General features: G+C 58.9%; 20 protein-coding genes. 14 read left to right on the top strand and 6 right to left on the bottom strand.

What is annotated here, in order from left to right:
• The first annotated feature begins 56 nt into the window (after nucleotides 1-56).
• The 3 genes from RBH22_RS06995 (at nucleotide 57) to RBH22_RS06985 (ending at nucleotide 1,940) form a co-directional block, all read left to right on the top strand.
• Complete coding sequence (locus RBH22_RS06995; protein ID WP_306676988.1) at nucleotides 57-932, top strand: ParA family protein; 876 nt, start codon at nucleotides 57-59, stop codon at nucleotides 930-932.
• Nucleotides 929-1,342: a hypothetical protein gene (locus RBH22_RS06990; protein ID WP_306676987.1), complete on the top strand. Its 414-nt coding sequence runs from the start codon at nucleotides 929-931 to the stop codon at nucleotides 1,340-1,342. The genes RBH22_RS06995 and RBH22_RS06990 overlap by 4 nt, the downstream gene beginning before the upstream one ends.
• A gap of 295 nt (nucleotides 1,343-1,637) precedes the next feature.
• Complete coding sequence (locus RBH22_RS06985; protein WP_306676986.1) at nucleotides 1,638-1,940, top strand: ASCH domain-containing protein; 303 nt, start codon at nucleotides 1,638-1,640, stop codon at nucleotides 1,938-1,940.
• Nucleotides 1,941-2,213: 273 nt separating this feature from the next.
• Here the strand turns inward: RBH22_RS06985 and RBH22_RS06980 are convergent, their stop codons facing one another.
• Complete coding sequence (locus RBH22_RS06980; protein ID WP_306676985.1) at nucleotides 2,214-3,227, bottom strand: hypothetical protein; 1,014 nt, start codon at nucleotides 3,225-3,227, stop codon at nucleotides 2,214-2,216.
• 361 nt (nucleotides 3,228-3,588) lie between these two features.
• On the opposite strand from RBH22_RS06980, the gene RBH22_RS06975 reads away from it, so the two are divergent.
• Entirely contained in the window at nucleotides 3,589-4,722 is a 1,134-nt protein-coding gene (locus RBH22_RS06975) for an amidohydrolase family protein (protein WP_121570098.1), read from the top strand.
• A gap of 7 nt (nucleotides 4,723-4,729) precedes the next feature.
• Nucleotides 4,730-5,107: a Rieske 2Fe-2S domain-containing protein gene (locus RBH22_RS06970; protein WP_121570097.1), complete on the top strand. Its 378-nt coding sequence runs from the start codon at nucleotides 4,730-4,732 to the stop codon at nucleotides 5,105-5,107.
• A gap of 331 nt (nucleotides 5,108-5,438) precedes the next feature.
• On the opposite strand, the gene RBH22_RS06965 is transcribed toward RBH22_RS06970, so the two are convergent.
• Entirely contained in the window at nucleotides 5,439-6,206 is a 768-nt protein-coding gene (locus RBH22_RS06965; protein ID WP_306676984.1) for an IclR family transcriptional regulator, read from the bottom strand.
• An 825-nt stretch (nucleotides 6,207-7,031) separates the two neighbouring features.
• Between RBH22_RS06965 and RBH22_RS06960 the strand changes: the two genes are divergently transcribed.
• The 7 genes from RBH22_RS06960 to RBH22_RS06930 all read left to right on the top strand — a co-directional run bounded on the left by RBH22_RS06960 (nucleotide 7,032) and on the right by RBH22_RS06930 (nucleotide 12,933).
• On the top strand, nucleotides 7,032-7,799 hold the full coding sequence (locus RBH22_RS06960) for an IclR family transcriptional regulator (protein ID WP_306676983.1): 768 nt from the start codon (nucleotides 7,032-7,034) through the stop codon (nucleotides 7,797-7,799).
• A 135-nt stretch (nucleotides 7,800-7,934) separates the two neighbouring features.
• The gene (locus RBH22_RS06955) at nucleotides 7,935-8,996 is read left to right on the top strand and encodes a VOC family protein (RefSeq protein WP_306676982.1); all 1,062 of its coding nucleotides are present in this window, start codon (nucleotides 7,935-7,937) and stop codon (nucleotides 8,994-8,996) included.
• Nucleotides 8,997-9,186: 190 nt separating this feature from the next.
• Nucleotides 9,187-9,525 (top strand): toluene-4-monooxygenase system B family protein, encoded by a 339-nt coding sequence (locus tag RBH22_RS06950; RefSeq protein WP_256290898.1) that lies wholly within the window; start codon nucleotides 9,187-9,189, stop codon nucleotides 9,523-9,525.
• A gap of 2 nt (nucleotides 9,526-9,527) precedes the next feature.
• Nucleotides 9,528-9,902, top strand: a complete 375-nt coding sequence (locus RBH22_RS06945) for a Rieske 2Fe-2S domain-containing protein (protein WP_256290897.1) — start codon at nucleotides 9,528-9,530, stop codon at nucleotides 9,900-9,902.
• A 2-nt stretch (nucleotides 9,903-9,904) separates the two neighbouring features.
• Nucleotides 9,905-10,204 carry an MmoB/DmpM family protein gene (locus RBH22_RS06940; protein ID WP_306676981.1) on the top strand — a complete coding sequence of 100 codons (300 nt, stop codon included), beginning with the start codon at nucleotides 9,905-9,907 and terminating at the stop codon, nucleotides 10,202-10,204.
• Between the two features lie 4 nt (nucleotides 10,205-10,208).
• The gene (locus RBH22_RS06935) at nucleotides 10,209-11,261 is read left to right on the top strand and encodes a hypothetical protein (RefSeq protein ID WP_306676980.1); all 1,053 of its coding nucleotides are present in this window, start codon (nucleotides 10,209-10,211) and stop codon (nucleotides 11,259-11,261) included.
• 127 nt (nucleotides 11,262-11,388) lie between these two features.
• A complete protein-coding gene (locus RBH22_RS06930) occupies nucleotides 11,389-12,933 on the top strand; it encodes a YHS domain-containing protein (protein ID WP_306676979.1) in 1,545 nt (514 codons plus the stop codon).
• 13 nt (nucleotides 12,934-12,946) lie between these two features.
• Here RBH22_RS06930 and RBH22_RS06925 read toward each other — a convergent pair whose 3' ends face one another.
• On the bottom strand, nucleotides 12,947-14,248 hold the full coding sequence (locus RBH22_RS06925) for a transposase (RefSeq protein ID WP_306676978.1): 1,302 nt from the start codon (nucleotides 14,246-14,248) through the stop codon (nucleotides 12,947-12,949).
• Nucleotides 14,249-14,700: 452 nt separating this feature from the next.
• On the opposite strand from RBH22_RS06925, the gene RBH22_RS06920 reads away from it, so the two are divergent.
• Complete coding sequence (locus RBH22_RS06920) at nucleotides 14,701-14,937, top strand: hypothetical protein (RefSeq protein WP_306676977.1); 237 nt, start codon at nucleotides 14,701-14,703, stop codon at nucleotides 14,935-14,937.
• A gap of 438 nt (nucleotides 14,938-15,375) precedes the next feature.
• Here the strand turns inward: RBH22_RS06920 and RBH22_RS06915 are convergent, their stop codons facing one another.
• The gene (locus tag RBH22_RS06915) at nucleotides 15,376-16,164 is read right to left on the bottom strand and encodes a XylR N-terminal domain-containing protein (protein WP_121570086.1); all 789 of its coding nucleotides are present in this window, start codon (nucleotides 16,162-16,164) and stop codon (nucleotides 15,376-15,378) included.
• Between the two features lie 583 nt (nucleotides 16,165-16,747).
• On the opposite strand from RBH22_RS06915, the gene RBH22_RS06910 reads away from it, so the two are divergent.
• Nucleotides 16,748-17,371, top strand: a complete 624-nt coding sequence (locus tag RBH22_RS06910) for a DUF2270 domain-containing protein (RefSeq protein ID WP_306677229.1) — start codon at nucleotides 16,748-16,750, stop codon at nucleotides 17,369-17,371.
• Nucleotides 17,372-17,627: 256 nt separating this feature from the next.
• On the opposite strand, the gene katG is transcribed toward RBH22_RS06910, so the two are convergent.
• Nucleotides 17,628-19,775 carry a catalase/peroxidase HPI gene (katG, locus tag RBH22_RS06905; protein ID WP_306676976.1) on the bottom strand — a complete coding sequence of 716 codons (2,148 nt, stop codon included), beginning with the start codon at nucleotides 19,773-19,775 and terminating at the stop codon, nucleotides 17,628-17,630.
• A 554-nt stretch (nucleotides 19,776-20,329) separates the two neighbouring features.
• Nucleotides 20,330-20,575: a sulfurtransferase TusA family protein gene (locus tag RBH22_RS06900; protein WP_306676975.1), complete on the bottom strand. Its 246-nt coding sequence runs from the start codon at nucleotides 20,573-20,575 to the stop codon at nucleotides 20,330-20,332.
• Nucleotides 20,576-20,881 lie beyond the last annotated feature (306 nt).

The raw sequence follows: 20,881 nt of genomic DNA, 5'->3' as shown, positions 1-20,881 counted from the left end.
ACATTCTGGAACGCGTCTGACGAACATTCAAGACGAGGCCACACAATGAACACGATATGCTCGCGTATTCGACGTATAGCGAGGCTGGCGGGGTCGGCAAGACGACGACGGCCGCGAACCTCGCCGTCGCGCACGCACGGGCGGGACTAAAGCCTCTCGTCGTGCCACTCGACCCCCAGGACGGCGACCTCTCGCGCCTCTTCGGCGTCGACGATCAGCGTACCGAGTCGGTAGACAACATCGTTCGGCATATGATCCGGCGGCCGAAGGGCGAGTTCGGAGAACTGATCCGGACCGTCGAAGGCGTCGACATCGTCCCAGAGCACAATATGCTCTCGGACCTCGCGGAGTACCTCCAGCGAGAAAAAGACCAATCGGAAGCGATGGGCGAAGCGTTCGGGATCCACGCGCAACTTCTTCGGGTGCTGCGAGAGGCAGGCGTTCCAGACGAGTACGACGTCCTCATTTGTGACCCGCCGGCGACGGAGGGGCCGCACCTCTACAACGCGATCAACGCGACGCGATCGCTCGTCATCCCGGTCGAGCCGAGCGCGAAAGGCGAGGCCGCTGTCGAGGGTCTCGAAGAGCTCGTTTCTGGATTCGAAGAGCAACTGGACGTCCAAGTCGGAGTGCTGGCTGCGATCCCGATCGGATTCAAGAACACGCGCGATCAGCGGTCGATCCTCGAGGGTATCGACTACCCGGTGCCGGAAGTCGTCGGCGAGCGCGCGTCGTTGATGGAAGGCTGTTGGATGCAGCAGTGTTCGGCCTTCGAGTACATCCGCGAACACCGCGACCGGCGCCGCGACTACGAGATCGAGACGCTCGCAAAGTTCGATCGGCTGGCGCGACACCTCGAAGCGGAAGTCGGCATCGACGCGCCGAACCCACCAGAGCCCGGTGACGTCGACCACGAGGTGATGACCGTATGACGGGAATGAAGCGCGGAGCCGGGGAAGACCCCTTCGCCGACGACGGCGGCGACGACGCCACGACCGATCAAGCTGCCGAGCCGGAAGCCAGCGGATCATCGGAGTCCGCAGCGAGCGAGGAATCGTCGCCTGCGTCCGAAGGCCGAGACACCTCGTCGCAGCGGTCGATGCAGATTCCGTACAAATTCCGTCGCGATGGCGTTCAGGACGGTCGGAACCGCGTCCCGCTCTTTCTCCAACCGGAGACGAAAACCGCAGAGCGCGATACGCTTCGCGACCTGGAGGACCACTTCGACGACGACGTCTCGCTGACGGACCTCCGCGAGGCACTCGTGATGGTTGGACTCGACCACCTCGACGAGGTCGAGGCCAAACTGGAGGAGTGGGGATACGGGATGACATTCGAGTAAGCAGGAAGAGCAGTTCTGCCAGAGTCGCACTGTGCTGTGGGCACTGTATTCGCGCATTTGTCAGATATAGTAGTACAATAGATATCCGAAACGAGCCCGTCGAGTCGTTCAATCGAAGCCACGAGTTCTCACTCCGGTGATCCAGCACATCGGTAAGGTGCCGACCGGCCATCCATCCGAGCCGCTGCGCTGTCGCTAGGCGCAGTGGTGCAGTCTCGTCGCCGGGCGAAACAGCCCTGTCAGCGAGCGATATCGACGCGATGGGATTTTGACGGCCGCGGCCGAAAGAGGAGTTATGTCGGAAATCGACGCCGGCGACCTACTACCCAACGACCGTGTACAGCAGTCCGTGCTGAACGGCGACGTGACGCAGCTGACTCGTGGCGCGAGCAACCGCTACGCCAGCGAGGGCGATACCTTCGAGGTGACAAGTGTCGAACGGCGGACGTTGGGCGACTTCACCGACGCCGACGCCCAGCGAGAAGGCTCAGAGTCGCTGGAAGCCTACAAACAGCGAATGAAGCGAGTCCATCCTGGCGACTTCGAGTGGGACGACAGCGACGAAGTACTGACCTACCAGTTCGAGCGCCGGGACTGACGTCCGAACGGCTGCGACACTGACTGACGAGTGCTGACGGAAGTCGATGCCGTTCTGGAGACTGGACTACGTCTACGATCGAGGGCATAGATCTTCCGCACTCGATACAATTGCTCAGAAATGACGGGATTAGTACTCATAGTTTCGCCGCCGTAACGAGTGTGTCACTGCCAGGACAGGTCAACCAGTATCCGGCCTCGAACACGAAGACGCGCACCGGAACACAACGAACGAAGGTTGTAAGATAGGTCTACCCTCCGGCAGGCAGAGGTGTTAGACGTCGGTGTCTCCCTCTTCCGTGTCCGAGCTGTCGCTTGCGGTCGTTTCACGAACTGCGTCGACCCAGCCATCGATGTTCTCGGCGACGTAGTCCTGCCCGCCAAGGCCGACAGCGAGACCGATACCGATTGCCAGCGCGATCGCCAGTGCGCCGAAGAACGCCGCCACAAAGGCGGTAAAGAGGTTCGTCAGTACGGACACGTCGAAGCCGATCGTCGCCACGGCGATCGTGACGGTAATGTAGTAGATGAAAACCTTCACCACGAGGCTCACTGCGTGAATGGTGCGCCCATCGCCCATTCCACGGACCAGATCGGCGACTCGTTCGGCGATCCAAATACCGACCAGAAGCACCAGCAGGCCACCGATCAGCGCCGGGAGGTAGCTGGCGAAGAGATCTAACAGCGACGAGAGCGCGTCGATCGCGAGGATATCAGCGACTGCGAGCAGAGTGAGCAAGTAAATGTAGTACGTGACCAACTGACCGACGATGCGGCCGAACTCGCCCTCGGTGTCGCCGAGTTGTTCGAGCGGCGTTTCGTCGAGGTACGACCCGATACCGAATCCGCCAACGACGTCAGCGACGATGTCGCCGATGACCCGACCGGCGACAAAGCCGATGACCAAGACGACGAGTGCACCGAGGACTACCGGGAGGAATGCACCGAGTTCCGACAGGAGTTGCGTGAGTTGCGGGATGCGTAGCACGTCCGCGGCCGCGAGGATCGCGACGAAGTAGACGTAGTACGCGACGATGGCTCCCAGCGCACGAGCAATGCCATCACCATCACTCACTTCCCCCATCGCCGTGCCATCGGTGTACCGGTCTACCCCGAGTCGGCGAACGATGCGAGTCACGAGGCCACCGAGGATTCGTCCGATGAGATACCCCACCAGGAGGATGACGAGCGCGGCCACGACCGTTGGGAGATAGGCGATAGCGTCCGCGACTGCCTGTTCGACTGCGCTGCCAATCTGTAATACAGTTATGGTATTTTGAATTACCATATCGGAAGGTGGTTACTTTTGAATATTGTTACTAAGAGGATACTTCGGTAGGCAATACATTATCGGTCGTCTGTTCGACACGACCGGAGGCGACTCCGAGAGATAGATACGGCCGAACGGCGAGGTCTATCGTCGACACCGCGAAACATAGCGGGGACTTTCCGTGTTCCCAACTCGTGCCGTGCGTGTACGAACGACGAAGGAAGGACTGTTTCGGATATGTCGAAGTTGTTTGCGCAAGAAACCGAAGCATCAATCGTTCGCTTGAGGGCTCGTGCACGCCGTTCAACGGTGTTTCAGGGGTCAGTTGCCACGGGAATACAGCAAAGTATTTTATATAGTATCTCACAATAGATCACGTATGGGATCGTCAACAGAGCAGCTAGATCCTGAGGCAGAAGTACCGGAGCAAGCCTTCGAGGATTACATCATCGACCTGGACTTCCACGTCAACCCGATGACAGACGAACTGATGTCGTACGTGGAAGACGACGTCATTCGAGACAAACTCACGACCGAATTCGGCCCGACGCCCGTCGTCGGGAAGTGGGACGCAGCCTACGCGATCAAGGAAGGCACGGAAGGGTTGTTCACACAGGGACGCGCCGAGTACGCCGAGGACGTGCGAGAGGCCTGCAACAAGTTCGCGATCGACGAGCCGATCGTCAACCCGGGGATCAACAATCTGAATCAGCAGCACCATCCGCTGCTGAAGAACGGCGTCACCCAGGCGGCAAACGACTATATGCTCGACAACTTCGCCGACGAGGGGATGTACACCTCGATGATGGTCCCCAAGTGGGACCCCGAATACGCCGTCGAGGAGATCGAACGCGTCGGCAGCGAGGACAACATCGCGGCCGCGTACTCGTGGTTCGATCCGAAGGTCCCGTGGGGCGCAGAGCAGTTCGACCCCGTCTTCGAGGCGCTCGTCGAGCACGACCTCCCGCTCTTGCTCCACGGGTCGCTGGCCTACTGGCCCCAGCACACCCACATCGGCGACGAGATGATGACCTGGACCGAGGTGCTCGGCTTCGACTGGCCGATCCACGGAATGGTCAACGTCGTCAATATGATTATGCGCGGCGTATTCGACCGCTTCCCGGATCTCAACGTCGTCCTGCAGGAGGCCGGTCACTGGTGGGTCCCGTTCCTCCGCTACCGAATGGACGAGTTCTACGAGATGCACCCCGAAGACGTGAAGATCACGCCCCGGAAGCACGAAGCAGGCGAGCGGTATCTCGACCGCACCCCGAGTGAGTACCTGCGCGACAACTTCTATCTCTGCACGCAACCGTTCGCGATGCCTCGCAACGCAGGCGAAGCCGAAGGAATGCTCAATCTAAGCCTCGCGGAGGATATGTTCATTTACTCCAGTGACTGGCCGCACCAGACGCTTGACCCGCCGACGTGGTTCTACACCTCGCGCGCGTTCGACGACGATACCCGACAGGCCGTCCTCCACGAAAACGCAGAGGACATCCTGCGACTATAACAGAACAATGAGCACTGAATCCCCAGTCGGCGACAACTTCACCAAGGTTGCAGCCGCCGACGAGATCGAACAGGGAACTGGAATCGCCGTGGACGTCAAAGGCATCGAGGTCGCCGTCTTCAACACCGGCGACGACTTCTATGCGATTCTCAACCGGTGTGCCCACCAGCAGGCACCGCTGTACAAGGCAGGCGAAGAGAAGATCAACGCCGAGGACACGTGGACAGACACACGCGGCGGCGTCGACGCGGAGAACGCCACCGTCAGCTGTCCGTGGCACCTCTGGGAGTGGGACCTCGAAACCGGTGAACACGAAGTGACCGGCAAGTGCATCAGCACCTTCGACGTCGAGGTCGCCGACGGCGACGTGTACGTCAGTATCTGACGCACACCACCCTGCAGGCCCACTCTCGAATCTGTTCTCGTTTCTAGTCGAATTTCGTTATATCCGAAATTCTATACTGAGATCTATTCGACACTCGAACGCAAGGAGCGCCGCGAGTCGCGTGCGCGTCAGTCGATCCGGTAGGGTGGACAACTTCCGTTTGGATACAGACCGGCGCAGCCCGACGTCGTCGAGTACGGGTCTACTTCGTCATATCCGAAATAGGTGTGAATAACGGCATAGGATAACAATCGTACCTATGTTATCGAAAGGAGCCGAGAAATAGAACTCACGGGACCCAGCCAGTCCGAATCAGTATTAGGGGTTCCAATTACTCGTAGGTCAGTTTGAGTTCGATTTCGTTCGTCGCCGTCGTGACCAGTTCGATCAGTTTCTGTCGCCGAGTCTCGTTGCGCATCCGAGCGACGGGTTCCGCGACGGCGATCGCACCGTAGACACGGTCGTTCGCGACGATCGGCGCGGCGACCGCCGAGACCCCTTCGGCGGTCTCGTGTTCGTTGATCGCGTACCCCTGTTCGCGGATTTCGGCGAGTTCCGCGTCGAGTTTCGCACGCGTCGTAATCGATGCGGGCGTCTTCTCCGGCAGCCCGTATCGCTCGACGACGTTGTCGACGTGTTCCTCGGGGGCGAACGCCAGCATCGCCTTTCCCGACGCCAGACAGTGCATATACTCGTGTTTCCCGAGCCGTTCGTGCGTCTCGATCGACTGTTCGCCCATCTCCCGGGCGAGATAGACCGCCTTGCCTGCTTCTTCGACCATCAGCCACACCGCCGCACCGCTCTCGTTTGCGACCTGTTTGAGTGCCGACTGGGACTTCTCGAAGACGGGGAACTGCTTGCGGGCGGAGATACCGAGATCGAAGAACTGCAGCGAGAGCCGGTAGGTGCCGTCGTCGTTCGAGAGATAACCGAGATAGGTGAGTGTCTCCAAGTAATCGTAGAGCGTGCTGTCGGAGACGTCAATTTTCGTAGAGAGTTCGGTGAAGGTCGCGCTGTCCAGTTCCTGGATCGTCTCCACGATCGTGAACGCCCGCACCGCCGAATTGATAGCTCGGTTCGGAGGATCAGCTCGGTCCATACGGGAGCGTTGGCTTCAACCGTCTTATACCTGATCGCTTCGGTCCGAACACACCGTGAACGTCGACGGTAGGGGTTGCACGTCTTCACGCAGCTGATTCCACGCTATCGCGCGCTCGGGCGCGCGAGGGTATACAACAGCGACGATAGCCACCGACAGATTTCAGCGTAACGTATTATTATTAGGCGTCCTAAACGTACTGTAATGCAGTGACTGAACGCGCTGAGGAGGAATTCTTCATAATCAAACAAAATCGTACATTTTTGATAAAGACGGATACTGATGTAAGTCATCGACAAACCATCAAGGACAAAACCTATTCTTGAAATCGATTCGTCGACGGGAGTGCTGACAGAAGTAGTAGTGAATTTTCCTCCTAATGTTAGACTGGTGGCCAAAAGTTTCTGACGGCCTTGGCATCTATTCCCTCTGAAAATAGCACAACGCTGTTCTCGATCCGGAGCGGCCGGAGGTAACAATAGTACGCCTGTTATATGCCGTCGACCCCGCCGCTGTCAGCGGATTCGACGCGGGAAAACGACCGTTCGCCAACATACACTACCCGTAGCGACCCGGTCTCCGTGGTTGCTCACTAACTACGAAGTCTCCGGCGGGACCCAATGTGATATATGTGAATGCCGTCGGTGATACCGCCGGACCTGTATCTGTACACAAATGTTGCAGATAAAAAGATGGATTGGAAGTAGCCACGATATTTTCGTTAAAGCTACTGGCCGAGGTCGCGGGAAAGTTGCGTTCTGTTATTTGATATACCGGCGGCCGATCGGTGTGAACGCTTATAGTCGATGAGTCTTACCTGAGAGTATGAATGATAACAATAAACCCCGCACGATTCGGGCCGTCGAGCGGGCGTCTCGGATAATCGAGGAACTCGAAAACGAGGGGGCAATGACCCTCTCGGAGATCTCGAACGATCTCGATATATCGAAGAGTACGGTCCACACGTACCTCTATACCCTCTCACAGGAAGGACTGATCACCAAGCACAACGACGGCTATCGGCTGAGCCTTCGGTATCTCAGCCTCTCTGAACGGGTGAAAAACCGGATCGGTATCTACGATTTCGTAACGCAGGAAGTAGACGAGCTGGCCGAAAAGACCAAAGAACGCGCGCAGTTTGCGATGTTAGAAGACGACAGCGTGATCTACATCTATCGGTCGAAAGGCGAAAACGCGATTCCGACGACGCTCTCGATCGGGCAGTACGTCTATCCGCACAGCGTCGCTTCCGGGAAGGCGATCCTGGCGTATCTCCCAGATCATCGCGTAGACGAGATCATCGACAAACACGGGCTGCCAAAGCAGACCGAAAACACGATCACCGACCGCAAGACGTTCAAGCAAAATCTCGATACGGTACGCGAGCGTGGGTACGCGATGGGCAACGAGGAACGTCTGCGTGGCGTCCGGTGTATCGCGACGCCGATCCGAAACGACACGGGTCGCGTGCTGGGTTCGATCAGCATTTCGGGGCCAGTTCGCCGGATGAGCGATGATCGGATCGAGAACGAACTCCGCGATCAACTGTTGCAGTCGACCAACGTGATCGAGGTAAACGCGAAACTCTCGTGAGTGCAATCACCGGTCGTCCCCTCACCTCAGCGTCCAACACACAACTGCTCGCAGCGGTGCGTTCCTCTCGGCGCTGACCGATATCTGTCACAATTTAACCAAAACTTTATTACCGATGATAAATTTTCCCGATATATGGGTATTGCAACCCTTGCACATGCCGAGTTGTACTGTCCAGACCTCGAAGCGTCGCTCGAACACTTCCGCGACACGATGGGAATGTACGTCCGCCACGAGGAGGACGACGCCTACTACCTCGCCGCCTACGGCGACTGGCAGGACTACACGCTCATCCTTCGCGAGGGCGACGAGTGGGGCTGCAACCACGTTGCCTGGATGCTCGAAGACGAAGACGACTTCGAGGTACTACAACAGCGCATCGAAGACTCCGGCTACGAGACCGAGTGGGCCGACGAGGACAAAGAACCCGGCCAGGGCCGCGCGCTCAAGTTCGACTACCCCGGCGAGACCCCCGAGTACTTCGAACTCGTCTACGACGTCGACCGCGCCTTCGACACGGTCAAAGAAGAAAACCGCGCCCGACTCAAAAACCAACCCGCGCGCAAACCCGAACGCGGTGCCGGACTCCGACGCATCGACCACGTAAACTTCAACGTCACCAACGTCCCCGAGTGCGTCGAGTGGTTCGAGGACGTCCTGGGATTCAACCTCCGCGAGGAGGGCGTCGATCCCGATGGCAACCAGGTCGGCGCGTGGCTCAGCGTCTCCCCGCTCGTCCACGAGATCGCGTTCGTGAACGCGCCACCGGACGCGAACGTCAACGACAAGATCGACCACGTGGCCTACTATATGGACGGCGGCCAGTCGGGCGAACTCGAACGCGCGGCGGACCTGCTTCGCGAGCGCGGCATCGAGATGGTGGGCGGCCCCGCCCGCCACGGCGTGAGTCAAGCGCACTTCAACTACTACGTCGAACCCTCTGGCAACAAGATCGAGATCTTTGCAGGCGGGTACCTCATCTTCGATCCTGACTGGGAGACGATCACCTGGACGCCCGAAGACGGCTCGGACACGTTCGTCTGGTGGGGCGGCAAAGCCGGCTCACACGCCCGCCGCCAGTACGACTTCGTCCCCACCGACGAGACAGACTGGAGCGACCAAGGAAGCGAACATAGCTGTCGGCCGCTTCGGGAACGGCACGAAGCGAAGGAACCACCTGCTGAAGCCGACGACTGAAACGTCCGTACACGAGCAACCGTAGCATAACAGATCTGGTTCCCCCCTGACGTCGGCCGCTGGTAGGTAGCGCGGTCGACGTCGTGCCTGTCAAGGCTGAACAGCCCCGAACAGCGTACTGTGCAGATAACACGATAGCCACCATCGGTAATTATTTATTGTATGCTATTATATCGTGACTTGGATTCCCATGGCAGAGTTTCCGTTACTCGTACGGTTCCGTACGGACGACTATCCGACTCTCGTGCCCGTCGATTCCGAAGACACGGTCGAGGAGGCGGCGAACAAGATCTCACATATCGTGGACAGTCGGGTCCACATCGACCACGATCGACCGCTGGAGATGATCTACGAAGGGGACGTCGTTCCAGGCGACGAGCGCGTCTCGGAGGCCCTCGAACCCGTAGAGTACGTCGAGATCCAATACGAGGGCGAGGAGATCCCCGAAGGATTCGGCGAGTCACATCCTGCGTGGAACGATGAAAGTATGCTCGAAGCACACCCCGAACACGCGAAACCTCAAGAGTAAGTATGCCAAGAGAAACTGCGAACACGCGCGACGGAGAAAAGCACTACATCTGCGACGACCACGACATCTGGGCCGACGAGGTGACGTTCTTTGAGGTCGGCGACCGGAAAGTCCTGATCTGGCGAGACCTCGAAGAGCGGATTCACGCCTACGACGCGATCTGTCCCCATCAGGACCGAGATCTAGAGGAGACCGGTGACCGAGGATGCGTGTGCGGACCGCACGACGACGACACGACACTCACCTGTAGGGCCCACACCTGGGAGTTCGACCTGAAGTCGGGCGAGGGGCTAAACCCCACCGGAAACGGCCTGAACGAGTACGAAGCGGGCGTCGACGGCGGCGAGATTTACGTCGTGATTCCGGAGGGGAGCTGAAGATGGGGAAAGTTGGACCCGTCCTCCGGAACAACAGAGAGACCGAAGCGATCATCGAGGCGCTGAGGCGTGATACCGACGGAGAGGTCGAAGTCACCGACCGGCGCGCGTACCTCCGTGTCGAGGCCGAAGACAGGTGCGTCGTGACGAAGGAGACGCTGGACGAGATCCTCGGAAGAGGGGCAATCCAAGTCCCTGGTGGGATCGAAGAGCAGATCTCCTCGTTCAAGGGGTACATCAAGCCCCAGTCGGATCGAATCGAGTTCGTCAGCGACATCAAAGAGACCCACTCAGACCAATAGATCGATGAGCGAAAAGGACTACCCGATGAAGCAAGAGACGTATCGGACGTACAGCACTTGGAACCAGCGGCGTGTCCCGACGACGTACGACATCGCCGCCCACCGGACGAACTACGACATCGGCGAGCGATACGACGGCACGGTTCCCCGGCTGGCTGTCTCCTCGGACGAGGCGCTCCCCCAGTGGTATAAACAGTACCGAGAAGGAAGCGCCATCACTGGAGAGTACCCCGACGACTTCGACTCGTGGCGAGACCCCCGCGAGCTTACCTACGAGAAGTATAACGAGTTGATGGACAAGCGGGAGAGCACGATCGAAACGTTGTACGAGCAGGCGGAAGTACTCGAACGCGGAACCGAGCGGAGCGACGATCCGTGGCTCGACTTCCAAGAACGGGCGTTCCTACCGCTTCGATACCCGTGTCACGGGCTACAGATGATCGCGTCGTATCTCACGATGTTCGCGCCGTCCAGTACCATCAGCACGGCGATGACGTTCCAAGCGACGGACGAGATCAGACGACAAGAGCGTCTCGCGCGTCGAGCGACCCAGCTGCACAAGGAGTTCCCGGAGAAAGGGTTCACCGAGAAGGAGCGCGAAATCTGGGAAGAAGACGAGATGTGGCAGCCGTTGCGGAAGGTCCTCGAAGAACTCCTCGTCGAGTACGACTGGGGCAAGTCGTTCGTCGGCACGAACCTCGTCCTGAAGCCGCTGCTCGACGAACTCTTCTTGGCACACTACTCGGAACTCTTCGACAAGAACGACTCGAACCTCTACGCACAGGTCCTCGACAACTTCTATCTCGACGCGGACCGGAGCCAGGAGGTCGCCGCCTCGGTTGCAGATCACGTCATCGAGATCGACGAGTCGAACGAGGCCGTCGTACAGGAGACTGTCGACGAGTACTACCCGGCCAGTGAGGAGGCAGTCGAGGCGTTCCGACCGGCGTTCGAGTCGATGCCGCCGGAGACGATAGCTTTCGACGACGTACTGGACGACATCCGCAGGAAGTACGACGCGATGCTCGCGGACCTCCCCGTGTCGCGCCCCGCCTAACTCGAGATCCACCTCGCCGACGCCGCTTTCGCGTCGCGCGTAGCTGCAGGTACAGGCCTTCTATCGGCTGTTTTGTGGCGTTTCGGGACAAATTTTAATATAGTTCGGTTAAACTACTCCAGTGCATATGCTACCAAACGTGAGGCGTGAGGACTGGTACCAGACGGCGACGAACACGAACTGGGATCTGTCCTACGTCGACGAAGAGGAGGCCTTCCCACCGGAGATGACGGGGCAGGACGCGTACGACATTCCCGAAGGCGGTTGGGAAGCCTGGGAGGAGACCTACAAACAGACGGCTCGAGAGTACTACGAGACTCAACACGAGAAAGACGGGAGCGTCTACTCGGTCAGTTCGGCGATGGAGCAGTCGGGGCTTCCACACTCCCTCGGGATGGGTTGGGAAGACGTCTTGAAGTTCCACTTTGCGTCGGTCCCGCTGCTGGAACGCGCCGCCGTGACCAGTGAGTCGCAGTACGCTCGTTTCGCGCCGGATAGCGCGTGGCGACATATGGCGCAGTTCGGCGCGATGGACGAACTGCGACACACCGAACTGCAGCTGCGGATCCCTCACAGTTTCGTCAAGGAGGACGCCCAGTACGACTGGAGTAAGAAGCTCTATCACACCGAAGACTGGGCGTCGGTCGCGGCACGCCACCTGTTTGACGACTTCAAAGCCTCTAACGCGATCGACTCCGCGCTACAGGTCACATTCGCGTTCGAGACCGGATTCACGAATATGCAGTTCCTCGCGCTGGCCTCCGACGCCGCGGACGTCGGTGACATCGAGTTTGCGGAGGCCATCTCGTCGATCCAGACCGACGAGGCCCGACACGCCCAGCAGGGCAATGCGATCATCGAGATCCTCGACGAGTACGACGACCTCGACCGTGCACAGTATCTGGTCGATAAGTCGTTCTGGCGCTGTTACAAACTGTTCTCGGCGCTGACGGGGCCAAGTATGGACTACTACACGCCCGTCGAGGACCGTGAGATGTCCTGGGGCGAATTTATGGAAGAGTGGATCGTCGACCAGTTCCTCGAGAATATCGAGAGCACCGGTCTCGAAAAACCGTGGTACTGGGAGCAGTTCATCGAGCTGGTACGAGAGGGTGGCACCAGCCACTACATGGCGGGCGGACACTACCACTGGCGGCCGACGCTGCCCATCGCGCCGCCGGGTGTCACCGAGGAAGACCGCGAGTGGCTCGAAGAGAAATACCCCGGCTGGGAGGACCGCTGGGGCGAAAAGTGGGATCGACACGCAGAGGCGATGCGGAACGACAACCTCAAAAAGACGGTCGCCGACGACCTCATCGTGCTGTGTGACCTCTGTCAACTTCCCGCGATTCACGCGGACCCCGACCGCGAGAATAACCGCCTCCACTCTCACGAGCACGACGGCGAGACGTACTACTTCTGCTCGGAGCCGTGTCAGTGGATCTTCGAGAACGAACCCGAGCGCTACGCGGAGCACAAATCCATCCTGCGCCGCTTCCTGGCTGGCGACATCCAGCCGCAGACGCTCGAAGGGGCGCTCGAGCATATGGGTATGGGCGAGGAGAACGTCCACGAGCGCGGCATCGACTTCCGCGCGCCCGAGTGGGGAGACGACTGGGCCGACTGGAATCCACCGTCCGCAGAGCCGACTAGTGCCGCCAGCGACGACTAACACGTGAACTACCCTACTCGCTCACGGCTGACGCCGTTCGCTCCTTGAGGGTAGGGCTTCCTGCTTCCACGACGCGCTTTGCAGACACCTGAGTGGTGTCTGTAGGGAGCGCAGTCTCCACAGGCGTTAACGAATCGCTGCGCGATTCGTTCGCACACCAGAAATCTTCGATTTCTGGGGACGTTCGTTCGGAGTGTCCCACTCCTACGTCTTCGAGACCGCGAGAAAGAATGTTCCACGCCGCATTCGCGTCCCTATCCGCCTCGAACCCACACGCCGGGCAAGAGTGTTCACGGACCCATAGCGGCTTCTCTGTCGAGACGCCACACGCCGCGCACTCTTTGGTCGTCCCTCTCGGGTTGACCGCCACGAAGTGCGTCCCTTCGCGCTCGCACTTGTATTCGAGTAACGAGAGGAACGTCCGCCACGCGGCGGAGGCGGTGTTGCGGCTGTTCGATGGCGATTCCAGCATCCCCTTCACGTTCAGGTCTTTGACCGCCACGAGGTCGTACTCCCGAGCGTAGTAGTTCGAGAGCTTGTGGAGGAAGTCGCGGCGCTTCCGTCGGAGACCGGCGTGACACTCCGCGACCCGTCGCCGTTGCTTCTCGTAGTTCGCAGAACCGTGTTGCTTCCGCGAGAGCTTCCGTTGCTCGCGTTCCAGTCGCTCCCGCTCGGCGGAGAGGTCAAGCGACCCCACTGCGGTTCCGTCGGTGTCGTGTGCGTACTTCAGAATCCCTACGTCGATACCAACATACTTCTCGGGGTTCTCGGGGGGTTCGGGCGGTTCGTGGTCCATTTGGACGCCGAAGGTGGCGAACCATTCGCCCGTCGGTTCCTTCTTGACCGTGACCTGCTTGAGTTTCGCGTCGTCAGGGATGGCGCGGTGGAGCCGAATCGGTATGTCCGCAAGTTTCGAGAGTGACAGGACAGTCTGACCGCCCTTCTTGTCGAGCTTGAAGCCAGACTGACTGTACGTGAAACTGCGGAACTCCCGTGGTGGCTTCCACTTGAGTTGGCCGACGCCGTAGCCGTTCTCCTTGAGCTTGGAGAGTCCGTTGAGGTTGTCGAACAGGCGTTCGACGACGGTTTGGAGAACCTTCGAGTACACGTCTGAGAGGTCCTCCCACCACTTCTTGAGGTCGGGGAGCTCCGACCGAAGCGTGGTCATAGACGGCAGTTCGCCGTGTTCGTCTTGGTACTCGTTGAGGCGGTAGAGCGTGTGGTTGTACAGTTGCCTACAAATGTCTCGGTGGCGGTCCAACTCCTCGCGGTGGGCGTCGGACGGCTTGAGACGGTACTTGTAGGTGTAGTACATCCGCTACTCTCGTTCCTCGATTAACTCGTCCAACTGCTCACGGACGAACGAGGAGAGATTGAGGTGTTGGTCCTCAATCCACTCGTCTTGGTCTTCCCGGATGGTGATTGTCTTCCGTTTCACTGTAATGCGCGGTGTGCACGTCACACGTATAATAGCTACGGTAGACATAGGCCTGTGAGTCTGCAACAAAACAGTGTATGGAAAACGATGACGGCACTGTCTCCCCGCCCTACTGTGCTACTCGGGCTTCGCCCTGCGTTGCTCGTTGAGGACGGGGGCTTAGCGCCTTTATCCAGCTAACACCTAAACAGAGGCGTTCCGCAGACACGGCGAGAAGCAACGGTGGAACGGAGCGATACGCGTCGAGACCGCAGGATTCGATCGCTTCCGGTACTTTTTGACCGGTGGTTGCGATATATTTAATTACTATTAGATAGTATTGAGTGTCAATGGCTCCCACGAGTCAAGAGCAAGAGTCCCTAGGCGAGTGCCCGGCATGTGGATACGAATTTACCGAGGACGACATCCTCGATGGTCCACCGCCGCTGTACGGCGAACCAACCGTTCGATGTCCGAATTACGACGGCACCGATCCGACCGACGAGCATCGAGCGGTCTTCGAGGACTTAGAAGGGACGCCCCACTCTATCAGGGTGTCGAATCTCGAGGTCGAAAAAACAGACTAGCGTAGTGAGCGACGGAACCGACAGTGGACCCCGACAAGTCAGCGAGGGGTCCGCAGTCAAACGTTGTAACTCACCCAAAAGTTATTTATAATATTCTTTCGAACGTGCTACTATGGCCGACGAGCAGTTTCACCCATCAGAGTGCTGTGTCAAGTGCCCACATTTCGATGAGTTCGGGCGAGCGTGTACACACAGTCTACGACAAGCAATCATCAAGGAACTCACAGACGAGACGTCCACGAACTGTCCCATCTACTCTGAGGTTCGAGCGCAATCGATGCGTGACCTCGAACAGCAGTTAGTTTCGTAATACTGTCGAACACAATTGCGCCAGGTGATCAGTCACTCGACGCAACGAAGTGCTGTACAGACTCGTGTCCGAGAGTGTGAATCAGCGTGCGAAAAAGAGAGTCGCAAATCGGAAACTCCTAACTCACGCTACAGTTTCGGCGGCCGCTCGCCGAGAATATCTTCGATCGCCTCGCGGAACATCTCGATGTTCTCTTTCGAGTCCACAGCGGTCGACGCTTTGGTCTCGGGAAGGTTCGTCTCTTTAGCGAGCTCGATCTTCCCTTCGAGACCCTCCTGATCCTCCATATAACTGTAGTACTCCATCAGCTTATCACCGCGGAAGAAGTCCATAATCGCGCGGATGTAGGGAGCGGCCTCTTCCCCCCACTCGTCGATCGGTTTCACCCGCCACTCGCAGTCGTCGTGTCCCATCCCGGCACACTTCGATTCCATCGCCAAAACGGGAATCTCTGCAAATCCGCTGCACCACGCTGACGCGTATCCAGTCAGGCTCCAGCAGACCGGCTCTTCGGCCTCGCCGTTGTAAATCACGTGCTGCTCTGCTTCGTAGGAGTTGTGCCAGAGGCCCCCATATCGGAACTCGCCGGCATCCTCGTCGTACTCGTATTCGGTCGTTTCGACGCTGACGAGTCCCTTGTCTGTATGGATCTTGGGCCCGGCTTCGAGTAGTTCTTTCTCGCTGTCGAAATCGTAGTTCTTGTCGATAGATAAAAAGTCCGAGTACCCCGACTGGAATCCGAATCGGAACAGCGTCTTCCGGGCTTCTTCAAGTCCTAGCGTGTCGATCAACTGCTGGCGGAGGAGCCCCATTGATTTCGCGTTGAAGATAAGCATCCGGTTGTTCCGGAACGAGTTCACACCCGGTTCGGCACCGTATTCCAGATCTGCTTTGAGATCGAAATCGTCTGATTTCATCTGATGTGGACCTAGGAACCCGACATAAAAAAACTATATGCGTGCCGGAAACCGACGACGACGAGCACGGAACGAACTACATCAGCGGCCCGCGTCGGTAGCGGGACGCATCAGAAAGTGATTGATTTAGTATATTACTGGATAGTATAATATTTATTATACTACTTTAGTTTCGTTAGACTCGGATTATATCCTCTCTATTGTCCTAAAAAGAGCATTGTTTATTTTAAGATAATATTTCAGGGATGTATAAATTCTGAATAAATTTTGTATGATGTATTCACGGTCTCCCTCGTGGCACAACTCCTAAGACGTTCAGTAGTGATGAAACAGTAATGACCGACGGAGCGCTCAGAATCGACGACAGGAGGCGACGCCGCTAGCCGATGCGACGAGTTGCGACGAGTTTCCTCGGCGTGAGGAAAGCGGGGCGATCGAACAGCACGTCAGTTCACCTTCGGTTACGACGATGACAACCTCTACAGCGGACGATCACCAGACAGGAACCGAGGACCACGAGGAAGAGCCCGACCCGACCGCCGACGCTTCACCGTACGTCGGGAAAGGCCTTCTCGACGAGAATATGGGGCCGAGTTCCGCGATGGCTCACCTCTATCGCGGCGAACTGCACCGGATGAAGCTCTGGCGCGAGCGCCTCGACAAGACGACCAACTGGGCTGTCGTCGTCATCGCGGCGATCGTCACCTGGGCGTTCTCTAGCCCAGGGAACCCACACTATATTATCCTCATCGGCGTCGCGACGTTGACCGTCTTCCTGACGATCGAAGCCCGTCGCTATCGCGGCTACGACATCTGGCGAACGCGCGTCCGGACGCTTCAGGAGAACGTCTGGGCGTACGGCCTCGACCCGGAAGGTGGTCTCGTCGACGAGAACTGGCGCAAACGGCTCGGCGACGATTACCGGACGCCGACGCTGAAGATCAGCACCGAGGAGGCCATCGCCCACCGGCTACGGCGGGTGTACCTGCCGCTGTTCGCCGTGCTGCTCGCAGCGTGGTTCGTCCGCATCACGGCATTCTCGCCGAGTTCCTGGATCGAGACCGCCGCCATCGGGATGATCCCCGGCACAGTCGTCGTCGGAGTGGTCACGCTCTTCTACGTTGGCGCAGTCCTCGTGGCCCTTCGATCGCGGACCTGGCACGCGAAAGGCGAACTACGCACCGAGGATCTGCGAAAGCGACAGTAGGGAGGCGGTCGGCGGGCGGTCAGTGTACAACGGTTGGCGTTTTCTGTCACGCTCTGTCCACTCAGCCGTCGCGCGCAACGACCGGGCGAGACGTCTCCTAGTATCAGAAAGATAGTGAACTGAGAGAACCGACAGATATCGGACACACCTCAGTCCGCGGCGTTCGTGACGTCGCCACGAGTTAGTTGTGGAATCGGACTACGGCCGTGGGGGCCAGCAGTCGTTTCCACGGCCGTCCGGGGATTCGCTGCCGAGGTTACTCGAGGTCGAAGCGGTCGAGCATCATCACTTTGTTCCACGTGTCCGCGAAGTCCTGCACGAACTTCTCCTCGGCGTCGTCGCTGCCGTAGACTTCCGAGATCGTCCGCAGTCGGGAGTTCGAGCCGAAGATCAGGTCCACGCGGGAGGCCTCCCACTCGACCGCACCCGTCTCGCGGTCACGCACCTCGAAGACCTCGTTCGAGTCAGAGACCGGTTCCCACTCGTAGTCCATATCGAGCAGGTTCACGAAGAAGTCGTTGGTCAACGTCTCCGGCTGGTCGGTGAAGACGCCGAGGTCGGAGTCCTGGTAATTCGCGCCGAGAGCGCGCATTCCGCCGACCATAACCGTCATCTCGTTAGCCGTCAGGTTCAGGAGTTCGGCCTTGTCTACCAGCAGTTCTTCCGGCCGACGTTCGGCTCCGTCTCCGAGGTAGTTCCGGAACCCGTCGGCGTTCGGCTTGAGCGCCTCGAAGGACTCGACGTCGGTCTGTTCCTGCGTGGCGTCCGTCCGTCCGGGCTCGAACGGGATGGTGACGTCGTAGCCGGCGTCCGCCGCCGCCTGCTCGACGGCCGCATTGCCGCCCAGCACGATGAGATCAGCGAGCGAGACCCGAACGTCGTCGGATCGCGAACCGTTGAACTCCTCGCGGATCTCTTCGAGCGTCGACAGCACCGACTCCAGTTCCGCCGGCTCGTTCATTTCCCAGCTCTTCTGCGGTTCGAGACGAAGCCGAGCGCCGTTGGCGCCACCGCGTTTGTCGCTGTCGCGGTAGGTCGACGCCGACGCCCAGGCGGTCTTGACCAACTGAGAGATGGACAGCTCCGAGGCGAGGACCTCCTCTTTGAGTTCGGCGATCTCCGCCTCGCCGATCAGGTCGTAGTCGGCGTCGGGGACGGGGTCCTGCCAGATCATAACCTCGTCCGGAACCTCGGGGCCGAGGAACCGCTCCGGCGGGCCCATATCGCGGTGGATGAGTTTGTACCACGCTTTCGCGAAGGCCTCTTGGAAGTCTCTCGGGTTCTCCTGGAAGTGCTCGAGGACCTCGCGGTAGTCCGGGTCGCGCTTGAGCGCGACGTCCGTCGTCAGCATCATCACGTCTTCTTTGTCCGACGGGTCCTGGACGCCTGGTGCGGCGTTGTCGAGTTCGCCCTCTTCCGTTGTCCACTGCCACGCTCCGCCGGGGCCTTTCTCCGCCACCCACTCGTGGTCGAGCAGGTTGTCGACGTAGCTCATATCCCACTGGGTCGGCGTGGTGTTCCACGGACCTTCGATACCGCTCGTGATGGTGTCGGGGCCCTTGCCCTCACCGAAGTCGCTCTCCCAGCCGAGACCCTGCTCCTCGATGGGTGCTGCTGCGGGCTCGGAGTCGACGTGCTCGTCGGGGTCGTCGGCGCCGTGGACCTTCCCGAAGGTGTGTCCGCCAGCGATGAGCGCGACCGTCTCCTCGTCGTTCATCGCCATCTGGCCGAACGACTCTCGGATGTTCTTCGCCGAGCCTTCGAGGTCCGGCTCGCCGTTCGGACCCTCGGGGTTCACGTAGATGAGCCCCATCACGGTGTTGCCGAGCGGCCACTTGAGGTTCCCCTCCTCGTCGAAGCGCTCCTCGGAGGACATCTCGAACTCGTCTTCGGGACCCCAGTCGACCGCCGCGTCAGGCGTGTAGTCGTCCTCGCGTCCGCCGCCGAAGCCGAACGTCTCGAAGCCCATCGATTCGAGGGCGACGTTTCCGGCCAGGACGATCAGGTCGCCCCACGAGAGCTGGCGGCCGTACTTCTGCTTGACGGGCCAGAGCAGTCGGCGAGCCTTGTCGAGGTTCGCGTTGTCCGGCCAACTGTCGACCGGCGGGAGGCGCTGGTGACCGCCGGATGCGCCACCGCGGCCGTCGAAGGTGCGGTACGTGCCGGCGCTGTGCCACGCCATCCGAATAAAGAGCGGCCCGTAGGTGCCGTAATCTGCCGGCCACCAGTCCTGCGACGACGTCATTACCTCCTCGATATCCGCTTTTACCGCCTCGAAGTCGAGCTTCTGGAACTCTTCGGCGTAGTCGAACTCCTCCCCCATCGGATCGACCTGCTGCGCGTTCTGGTCGAGGATCTCTACCTGCAACTGGTCCGGCCACCAGTCTTGGTTGGAGCGTATCATCAATTGGTAGTTGTTGCTTTCGCATATAAATATTGCCTAAGTAGCTAAGTGTGTATTGGCGATAGGCGAAGTAATTTGTTGAATCCGAAAACTTTTGTCAACCATACATCCCGCTTCGCGTGTGCGAGACACAAAAAATTGGGAGAGCTAAAGCGAGGATAAAGACGGTCGTAGCCACATCCTCGCGAACGGCAGCGGCGCTATATAGAGTGGTTCGACTGAGCGGCAGCGGCCCGCGGACGGACTCAGTTCGCACAGTACCGATCCCGCGTCGACCGAAAAGTGGCAGTAAAATCGAAACGCTGCGGTAGCCGGACGGGCACAACGGCGCGCCACGGGGGCACCACAGCAGGCGTGGGCCGGGAGGCAGCGTTTCCCGCCGTCGTTCGGCGAGCGGACACTGTGGGCGGTCGCACGACGAAGGCGGGGAAACGCTACCTTAGGGGGAGAGTACGGGAAGTCGCAGTCAACTGTTTATAGGGGTGTCGTAACCGTTCATAGATTTCTCGCCGGACGATGCGGCGAGAATCTATGAAGAATTACGAGAATCCCTATTACTCCGTCTTGCGGACGTAGTGCTTGTAGACGTCGTCGCCCTCGACCTGGTCGAGCATCTCGACGCCGTCTGTTCCGTCCGCCCAGCCGTCGAGGTCGCTCATACTGCCGGGGTCGGTCGCGAGTACTTCGAGCACCTCACCTTCTGCGAGGTCGTCGATGGTAGACTTCGTCTGCACAACAGGCATTGGGCACGATGCACCTTTCACGTCCAGCGTCTCCGCGATATCGAATTCAACACTCATTGGGTATCCGCTCCGTGATTCGTATTGGAGCTACTCTACAATATTGGAGCCACAATTAAAAGAATACCGGTCTCCAACGTCGTAGTGGAGTAGATCTCTTTCAACCACTTCTGCGCCTCTGGTCTGATTTGCGTCTTCTATAGGGTACGCACGCACGGAGATCAGTTCGTTTCTTGCCTGGTGCTGTATTGTGCAGTTTTAGAACTACTATGCAAATATTTTTGTATCACCGCCCAGTAGAGGAGAGTGCACGATATGAACGCCGACGACCTTCCCACCCCCGACGCAGAGGCTGACGCCATCTCT

Source organism: Halobellus sp. H-GB7 (assembly GCF_030848585.1).
In the GTDB taxonomy this organism is placed as follows: domain Archaea; phylum Halobacteriota; class Halobacteria; order Halobacteriales; family Haloferacaceae; genus Haloquadratum; species Haloquadratum inordinatus.
The sequence above is the reverse complement of the archived record's forward strand: the minus strand, read 5'-3'. Positions and strand labels throughout refer to the sequence as shown.